Source organism: Haloarcula sp. CBA1122 (assembly GCF_009741785.1).
GTDB lineage: Archaea > Halobacteriota > Halobacteria > Halobacteriales > Haloarculaceae > Haloarcula > Haloarcula hispanica.
The window spans coordinates 1-7,319 of the sequence record NZ_WPCB01000086.1 but is presented as its reverse complement, the minus strand read 5'-3'; the positions used below and the strand labels follow the sequence as shown (position 1 = coordinate 7,319).

10 protein-coding genes are annotated in these 7,319 nt (G+C 65.7%); 2 read left to right on the top strand and 8 right to left on the bottom strand.

Annotated elements, in window-relative coordinates; genetic code table 11:
* Positions 1 to 121 precede the first annotated feature (121 nt).
* From GJ630_RS18885 to GJ630_RS18875, 3 genes are read right to left on the bottom strand one after another with little or no spacing between them, the layout of a single operon-like run.
* Positions 122 to 292, bottom strand: coding sequence for a hypothetical protein (locus tag GJ630_RS18885; protein ID WP_191450705.1), 171 nt, complete (start codon positions 290 to 292; stop codon positions 122 to 124).
* On the bottom strand, positions 289 to 1,056 hold the full coding sequence (locus GJ630_RS18880) for an AAA family ATPase (protein WP_014041138.1): 768 nt from the start codon (positions 1,054 to 1,056) through the stop codon (positions 289 to 291). The genes GJ630_RS18885 and GJ630_RS18880 overlap by 4 nt, the downstream gene beginning before the upstream one ends.
* 60 nt (positions 1,057 to 1,116) lie before the next feature.
* Complete coding sequence (locus GJ630_RS18875) at positions 1,117 to 2,595, bottom strand: cobyric acid synthase (RefSeq protein ID WP_014041137.1); 1,479 nt, start codon at positions 2,593 to 2,595, stop codon at positions 1,117 to 1,119.
* 168 nt (positions 2,596 to 2,763) lie between these two features.
* Between GJ630_RS18875 and GJ630_RS18870 the strand changes: the two genes are divergently transcribed.
* Positions 2,764 to 3,405: a SatD family protein gene (locus GJ630_RS18870; RefSeq protein WP_014041136.1), complete on the top strand. Its 642-nt coding sequence runs from the start codon at positions 2,764 to 2,766 to the stop codon at positions 3,403 to 3,405.
* A 194-nt stretch (positions 3,406 to 3,599) separates the two neighbouring features.
* Entirely contained in the window at positions 3,600 to 3,842 is a 243-nt protein-coding gene (locus GJ630_RS20240; RefSeq protein WP_233425838.1) for a hypothetical protein, read from the top strand.
* Here the strand turns inward: GJ630_RS20240 and GJ630_RS18860 are convergent.
* The 5 genes from GJ630_RS18860 to GJ630_RS18840 all read right to left on the bottom strand — a co-directional run.
* Positions 3,839 to 4,489 (bottom strand): cob(I)yrinic acid a,c-diamide adenosyltransferase, encoded by a 651-nt coding sequence (locus GJ630_RS18860; protein WP_008308206.1) that lies wholly within the window; start codon positions 4,487 to 4,489, stop codon positions 3,839 to 3,841. The two genes, GJ630_RS20240 and GJ630_RS18860, sit on opposite strands and share 4 nt — an antisense overlap.
* A gap of 69 nt (positions 4,490 to 4,558) precedes the next feature.
* Positions 4,559 to 5,275 (bottom strand): adenosylcobinamide amidohydrolase, encoded by a 717-nt coding sequence (locus GJ630_RS18855; protein WP_191450703.1) that lies wholly within the window; start codon positions 5,273 to 5,275, stop codon positions 4,559 to 4,561.
* Positions 5,268 to 6,326: a threonine-phosphate decarboxylase CobD gene (gene cobD / locus GJ630_RS18850; protein ID WP_191450701.1), complete on the bottom strand. Its 1,059-nt coding sequence runs from the start codon at positions 6,324 to 6,326 to the stop codon at positions 5,268 to 5,270. The genes GJ630_RS18855 and cobD overlap by 8 nt, the downstream gene beginning before the upstream one ends.
* A 64-nt stretch (positions 6,327 to 6,390) precedes the next feature.
* Entirely contained in the window at positions 6,391 to 6,930 is a 540-nt protein-coding gene (locus tag GJ630_RS18845; protein WP_197427668.1) for an NTP transferase domain-containing protein, read from the bottom strand.
* Positions 6,930 to 7,319, bottom strand: a 390-nt coding sequence (locus tag GJ630_RS18840; RefSeq protein WP_197427667.1) for an adenosylcobinamide-GDP ribazoletransferase, incomplete at its 5' end; no start/stop codon positions are given. The genes GJ630_RS18840 and GJ630_RS18845, both read right to left, overlap by 1 nt.

Here is a 7,319-nt window from a genome sequence, read left to right as displayed (position 1 = left end):
GGGGATTATATACTTAACCGTCACTCAAAAACCCTTAGTCATGGATGGTCTGAGTTCACTAGAGGTCGGAATTCGAGAACTCAGCTAAATGTAGCTATCGGAATCAGTATTAATATTAGCACTATGCTCGGTGAAACGTGATGACGCCCCGGCCCTCGCCGTCAAGCAGGAGCGTCTCCTGGGACTCGAAGACGGCATAGCCGGTCAGTTCGCGGTCGAGCACGTCGGCCAGCGTGTCCCGCGGGTCCGTGACGACGCGGGACTTGTCGAGTCGGCCGCGGGGCAACTTCATAGTGACTCGGGGATGACGGCGCTCTGGAACCGGTCGGCGGCGTCGGCGGCCGCCCCATCCCGCACGGTAAGCGATTCGGCGGCCTCTCGGTAGGCCGTCGACGCCTCGCATTCGGGGGCGTGGGCAAGGAGCGGCCGGCCAGCACGGCGTGCCTCACGGGCCCGCTCGCTTTCGGGGACCGCGGCCAGCGTCGGCCCGTCGAAGTACCGCTCGGTCTTCTCTGAGACTTGTTCGATGGATTCGGACTCGCGGACCTTGTTGAACAGGAGGCCCGCAACGTCCGTGTCGTAGGTCGTCGCGTACTCCTGGACCTTCAGCCCGTCCGAGATGGCGGGGATCGTCGGCTGGAGGACGACGACGATGCGGTCGGCTAGCACGATGGGAAGGACGGCGGTCCGGCTGTCGAGCGCTGGCGGCGAATCGAGGAGGATGATGTCAGTATCTTCTGCAAGCGTCGCAACCACGTCTCGAAGGCGGTCCGGGTCGGCGTCTCTGAAACCGTCCAGGCTCGTTCCACAGGGAACGACGGTCAGCCCGAACCGGTCGTACGTGGCCGCCTCAACGGGCGCGTCGTCGGCCAGGACGTCGTGCAGCGTCGTCTCGGCGTCGGAGAGGCCGGCGTGAAAGAGGAGGTTCGCCATCCCCGTGTCGGCGTCGACCACCGTCACGTCGTAGCGGTCGGCCAGCGCCATCCCGAGGGCGACGGTGCTCGTCGTCTTGCCAGTCCCGCCCTTCCCACTGGCGACCGCGAACACTTCGACCATTGGAGAATATTGCGAGCTAGATGTATATAAATTTCCGGAATTTGAAGAAGTATCAAACGGTCACCAATCGGCCAGTCCGAGCGGGCCGAGGTCGACATGGTCGGCGACGAGGCCGGCGGCTCGCTCGTACGGGTCGCCGCTTTCTCGCTCGTTTGCCGCTGGGGAGTTAACACCAGCACTCTCGAACGCATTTCGCACGAAGGCACCTCTGGCACTCTCGTTGACGAAGAGGTCGTGGAGGTATGTGCCGAGAACGCTGTCGGTCGCCGCCCCGTCGCCGTCGAACGGCCGGGCCGCCTCGTCGGTCAGCGTCGAGTCGCCCATGTGGATCTCGTAGCCCTCGACAGTCCCGCTCGCCCCGGAAAGCGGGCCGACGCCACGGAGGTCCCGCCGGACGTGTTCGACTGTCTTCGACTCGCTGAATTCCGTCGTCACCGGGAGCAAGCCCAGACCCTCGACGCGGTCCGCGTCGCCGGTCCCCTCGATTGCGGCGTTCGTGATTTCCTCCCCGAGCATCTGGTAGCCGCCACAGAGGCCGACGACGGGGCCGTCGAACGACTGGAGGCGGCCATCAAAGCCAGCGTCGGTGAGCGTCAGCAGGTCGTCGACCGTGTTCTTGCTCCCCGGCAGGACCACCGCGTCGGCGTCGTCGAGGGCGGCTTCGGGTGGGACGTACGCGACCCTGACGCCGGGTTCGCGGGCGAGTGGCTGGAGGTCAGTGAAGTTCGAGATGCGCGGGAGTCGCGGCACGGCGACAGTAACACTCCCGTCGTCGGGGACGCCATCGTCAGCGCCGACGACGGACCGCTCGCCGACCGGCGGCAGCGCAACGCTGTCCTCTTCGGGGAGTCCGGGGTCGTCGTAGGGAATCACGCCGACGACGGGCACGCCGGTCCGGTCCTCGAACTCGTCGATGCCGGGGTCAAGCAGCGAGCGGTCGCCGCGGAACTTCGTGATGACCGCGCCGGCCACCTGGTCCCGGATGTCGTCGGGAACCAGTTCCAACGTCCCGACGAGCGAGGCGAACACGCCGCCGCGCTCGATGTCGGCGACGAGGAGGATGTCGGCGTCGGCGAAACGCGCCGTCTCGACGTTCGCCAGGTCGCGGTCGTGCAGATTGATTTCGGCAATCGATCCCGCGCCCTCGGCGACAATCACGTCGTGGGACCGGGCGAGTCGGTCGTGGGCCGCGCGGGCGGTGTCCAGCGCGTCCTCCCAGTGCTCGTCGTAGTATCCACGGGCCTCGAAATGCCCGACCGCCTCGCCATCCAGAATGAGCTGGGATTCGCCGTCCCCTCGCGGTTTCAGGAGTACCGGATTGTGGTCGGTTGACGGCGCGACGCCGGCCGCGCGGGCCTGAACGTACTGCGAGACGCCGACTTCGCCGCCGGGTGTCGCCCGGGCGTTGTTGCTCATATTCTGGGCTTTGAACGGTGCGACCGAGACACCACGGTCGGCCAGATAGCGACAGAGCCCGGCCGCGACGGTCGACTTGCCGACGTGGCTCGCCGTTCCGGCGACCAGCAGCGTGTGGGCCATTAGGCTGTGTTGGGAGACGAACGCACTGGTTTCTTTCGCTCAGATCACTAAACCCATATCGATTTAACACTGCCCAATCAACCGAATCCGGATTAGCCGTTCACACGGTACTCAACGTGAAACGGTTTAACCAAAACAAGTAAACGATATCGGGTTGAGTCGATGACTATGGCGGAGCGATGGTGCGTCATCATCGGTGATGTCATCGAGTCACGGTCGGTCACAGATAGAGAGGCGTTGCGAGCGGCGCTCAATCAGGGTGTGTCACGAGCGACCGACGCACTCGCCGACCAGACGGTTGCGCCGTTCTCGGTGTTGAAGGGGGTTGACGAGGTCGGAGGAGTCATCAGAAACCCTGGACATGCTTACCGCGCTATCCGGGAAATCACCGAATCGATACACCCGACTGCGATTCGGTTTGCGGTTGTCCACGGAGAAGTTGACGTGGGGATGACAACGAGCGAGGTTTCAGAGATGGATGGCCCTGCGTTCCACAAAGCAGATACGTTGCTAGCTGACATCACGGAAAACGGTCGGGCCGTTGCGCTGCACGATCCTGTCGTGAAGTCTTGGCTACTTTCGCTGCTTGCCGACCAGATACACCTGCTGTTTGCGTGGAAACAGGAATGGACGCCACACCAGGCGTCGATCGTCCGTGAGTACCGCGAAAGAAAGAGTATGCAGGCGTTGGCTGACGACCGAGACGTCTCGATTCAGGCCGTCTCACAGACGCTTTCGCGGGCAAAGGCGGAGATGGTACTGTCAACCGAAGCAAATCTTGAAGCGGCCATGACAGAGGTCTGGGAATGAGTTCTGTGAGTTGGCGGACACCAGCGTCGGCCGTAGTCACAGTCGGTGCTATTCTTGGTCTTGTCTGGGCGACCGGTGATTTGATTTCGTCTATCTCATTTCGCTCAGCGGTCGTAGTTGGTGCCGGGTACGCTCTGTTGCTGTCGACAAGTGGGACCATGGTATCCGCTGCTCTCCAATACGCCGGTGCCGATGTGAGTGAAAAAGAAGCGGATACGGGACGTGCGGTCGGGAAAGTAGAGAATATTCTGATACTCACGTTGACGCTACTCGGCGCATACACGGCACTGGGACTGGTGTTCACCGCAAAGTCAATTGTCCGCTGGCAAGACATCTCCAGTGGGAACACGACGTATTATCTCACGGGGAGTATCGCCAACGTGACGTACTCGCTAGTCTTCGGCGTCTGTCTTGACTATCTGCTTGGAACCCTCTAGAACTCCGTTCCCTTCCGCGCGCCCTGCCCGGCGTCGATGGGGTGTTTCTCCTTGTTGACTTCCGTTATGAGATCGGCATGGTCGGTCAGAAATTCTGGTCGCTCGTGCCCGCCCGTCAGGACCAGTTCGAGGTCGTCGGGCTTTGCTTCGATGAGCCCAATCACGTCCGCCGGATCGACGAGGCCGCGGTTCGCGGCGTAGAGAATCTCGTCGAAGACGAGCATATTGACGCCCTCCTCTGGCGGCCCGTCGGCGTCCCGCGGCGTCGAGAGGTCGGCGTCGGCGCTGGCCTGAACGAGTTCCTGTGCCCGGTCGAGTGCGCCTTTCGCACGGGCCTCGTGCTCGTCGTCCTCGCTGCCGTCGAGGAAGCCGTGCCAGCCGTAGTGGCCCGCGTTCTCGTATGAGAAGCCCGGCAGGGCGGCAATCGCGTTGTACTCGCCGCGCACGTCTTCGACGGTACTTGTCCCGCCCTTCATGAACTGCAGGAGGTGGACGCGGTAGCCGTGGCCGACGGCGCGGGTCGCCATCCCAAGCGCCGCGGTCGTCTTGCCCTTGCCATCGCCCCACCAGACCTGGACCAGTCCGAACTCCTCGGGCGCGCTTGGACTGATGGGCTCGGCGGTCGGTCCGGCCGTGTTATCGCTCATACCCGTCTGTTCGACCGGATTCTGTTTAGCCGTTTGGTCTCCGGGAATGTCGTGTGATAAACGGCTTTTTCACGGCTCGAACACCTCCGTCTCACGGTCGGTGACGACGCCGTACGCCGCGTCGTCGACGGTCGGCAGGCTGTCGCCGTCGTAGCGGGCGGCGAGACTCGACCGGATAGCGTCGCGGACACAGACGCGAGCGGCGGCCCCGATTTCAGTTGCGCTGCCGGCGAAGGGTGCGCGCTCAGCGCTCGGGACACAACCGACGATAGCGGCGTCGGAGGTGGTTCCGGGCACGCCCGCTGCGTCGAGTAGCGTCGCGGCCTTCGCTTCGACAGCCGTGGCGAGTAGCGTTGCCAGCGCACCGTCGTCCAGCGCGCGGTCGACGCCGGCGACGAGATTGACCGTGCCGGGACGCCAGTCGGGGCTGTCTGCCGGATTCGATGCTGTTCCGTCGGAGTCGACCGCTTCGTCTGCTCCCGACATCGGCAACGCCGCGGGGTTCGAGAGGCCGGCGGTTGCCAGCACCGACACCGGGCCGCTCCGGGCACAGCGGGCGTGCTCCATATGCACGCCGGTGAGCAGCGCCGGGCCGAGGGGGAAACCGGTCGCGGACAGTCGCTCCGCGTGGTAGGCGTCGAGGTCGGTCCGCTCGAACCCCTCGGGTACGGTGACGTTGTAGACGGCGTCTGCGGTCCGGTAGCCCCCGTCCCACGCCGTCGAGAGCCATCGAGCACCCTCGCGGCGAATCTGACAGACACCATCTTCGACGGTCGTCTCAAACATCCAGCGCGTCCAGCAGCCGGTCGTTTTCTTCGGGGGCTCTGACGGCGACGCGGATGTGCGAGTCCAGCCCGCGGAACGTCCGGGCGTCGCGGAGGGCAATACCAGCCTCTCGGGCCGAGGCAAAGATCTCGTCCACGGCTACGTCGTCGTCGCTGACCGACAGCAGCAGGAAGGGGGCATCGGAGGGACACACGTCGAACCGCGCCGCGAGTCGGTCCCGCATGCGGGCTCGCTCCTCGGCGACGCGGGCTTTCGTCTCCGCGACGAACTCGCCTTGCCCGTAGCAGTGCGTGCCGACCGCGGCCGCCGGCGCGCTCATCGACCAGGCGCGTCGCGCGGTGGCGAGGCGGTCACGGGCCTCGCCCGCTCCGACAGCGTAGCCCATCCGGACGCCGGGGAGGCCGAACAGTTTCGTCAGCGAGCGCGCGACGATGATGCCCTCACGGCCCGCCAGCGACTGCTCGTCGGTAAAGCCGAGAAAGGCTTCGTCGACCAGCAGTGTCGTCCCAGCAGAGAGACAGTCGTCGGCGAAGGCCCGGAGCGCCGACGGGTCGGCCGCTTCGCCGGTCGGATTGTTCGGGTTGCAGACGATGGCGAGCGCATGACCGTCCGGGTCGGCGGTCAGCAGGTCGTTGTGTGGGACGAACTCCGGCGTCCCGTCCTGGAGCCGGACCTCGCGGGCGTACTCACCGAAACTGGGATACGGGACGAGCACGCTGTCGCCGGCCCGGACCGTCGTCTGGATCGCCAGGCGAATCGCTTCGAGGCCACCGGCCGTGGGTATCACCTGTTCCGGTTCGCAGTCGACAAAGGACGCCGCGGCCGCCCGGAACTCGGGGTAGTCGTCCGCCGGATACGAGCGGGCGGCCTCGAACGCTTCCCGGTACGTCTTCGCGGCGTCCGGCGGGACGCGGGGGTTCGTGTTCGCGCTGAAATCCAGCAGGTCCGGGTCGTCGCTGCTGCCGTGTGGGACGCGCCCGTCCGGCCCGATGGCGTCCTCGGCCCCGTTGCCGCCACTCGCCCGCAAGCCCTCGACCGAATCAGGGTCCATTGACGGGGGCTACGGCGGGCGGTGTGGAGAAGGTTTCGCGGCGTTCGGCCTCCGCCCCACGTCGTTACAGCCATTGCTCAGCCACGCGCGCGTCAGCGAGCGTGTTGACGTTGACCGCGACGCGTCGGTCCCGCGTGAGCCAGGCGTCGTCGGGGCCGTCGCTGACGACGTTGACGCCTGTCGGCGCGACCTCCCGACCTCCGTTGTCGAACGTCGTGTCGTCGCTCACGCCGAGGGCACGCTTCAGCGAAGCCGGGACCAGGACCGTCAGCGAGCCCCCGTTGTGCTCGTCGAGAACACGGTCAACTATCTCGCCGTCAAGCTGCGGCAGGTCCGCGGCGACGGTCAGCACCGGCCGGGAGAGCCGGTCGTCGGCCAGCGCCGCGTCGAGATCCGCGACGTATCCCTCGCCCGGCGTCTCGATACAGGGCACGTCCAGATGTGACTGCGTTTCCGGTGCGTTCGGCGACGTTACAGCGATAACTCTTTCGACGGAACTGTCTTCCAGTGCGCCGACGACCCGGTCGACCATCGGGACACCGCCGACCCGAAAGAGCGGTTTCTCGGCCTCGGTGTCCAGCCGCGTCCCGCGCCCGCCACACATCACCAGAGCGTCCATGCGAGCACCTCCCAGTCGACGAGCGGTACCGACCGGACGCCGCCGAAGAGCGACCACGCGGCGACGCCGACGTGGAGCGCGACGGCGCGTGTCAGTTCGTTGGCCGCGCCGAAGACATCGCCGCCGACGCCGTCCAGTCGGCGGTGCGCCCAGCCAGAGAGGCCAAGAGCGAGCAGCGGGCCGGTGAGAACGACGACTGCGGTTGCTGGAACGGCGACGACAGCGGCCGGGAGTGCGATGACGAGCGAGCCGACGAGGTGGCGTGGGCTGTTCCCGTCGATGACCGTCGACCCGAATCCCTCGTGGCTCGGGCGTCCGACGCAGGCCAGCGTCGCCATCGCGAGTTTCGCCCCCACCTCGGCGGCGAAGACCAG

Coding starts and splice junctions, on each gene's coding strand:
- GJ630_RS18875 (WP_014041137.1), bottom strand. CDS start 2,595: ATGGCCCACACGCTGCTGGTCGCCGGAACGGCGAGCCACGTCGGCAAG.
- GJ630_RS18885 (WP_191450705.1), bottom strand. CDS start 292: ATGAAGTTGCCCCGCGGCCGACTCGACAAGTCCCGCGTCGTCACGGAC.
- GJ630_RS18870 (WP_014041136.1), top strand. CDS start 2,764: ATGGCGGAGCGATGGTGCGTCATCATCGGTGATGTCATCGAGTCACGG.
- cobD (WP_191450701.1), bottom strand. CDS start 6,326: ATGGACCCTGATTCGGTCGAGGGCTTGCGGGCGAGTGGCGGCAACGGG.
- GJ630_RS18855 (WP_191450703.1), bottom strand. CDS start 5,275: ATGTTTGAGACGACCGTCGAAGATGGTGTCTGTCAGATTCGCCGCGAG.
- GJ630_RS18860 (WP_008308206.1), bottom strand. CDS start 4,489: ATGAGCGATAACACGGCCGGACCGACCGCCGAGCCCATCAGTCCAAGC.
- GJ630_RS18880 (WP_014041138.1), bottom strand. CDS start 1,056: ATGGTCGAAGTGTTCGCGGTCGCCAGTGGGAAGGGCGGGACTGGCAAG.
- GJ630_RS18845 (WP_197427668.1), bottom strand. CDS start 6,930: ATGTGTGGCGGGCGCGGGACGCGGCTGGACACCGAGGCCGAGAAACCG.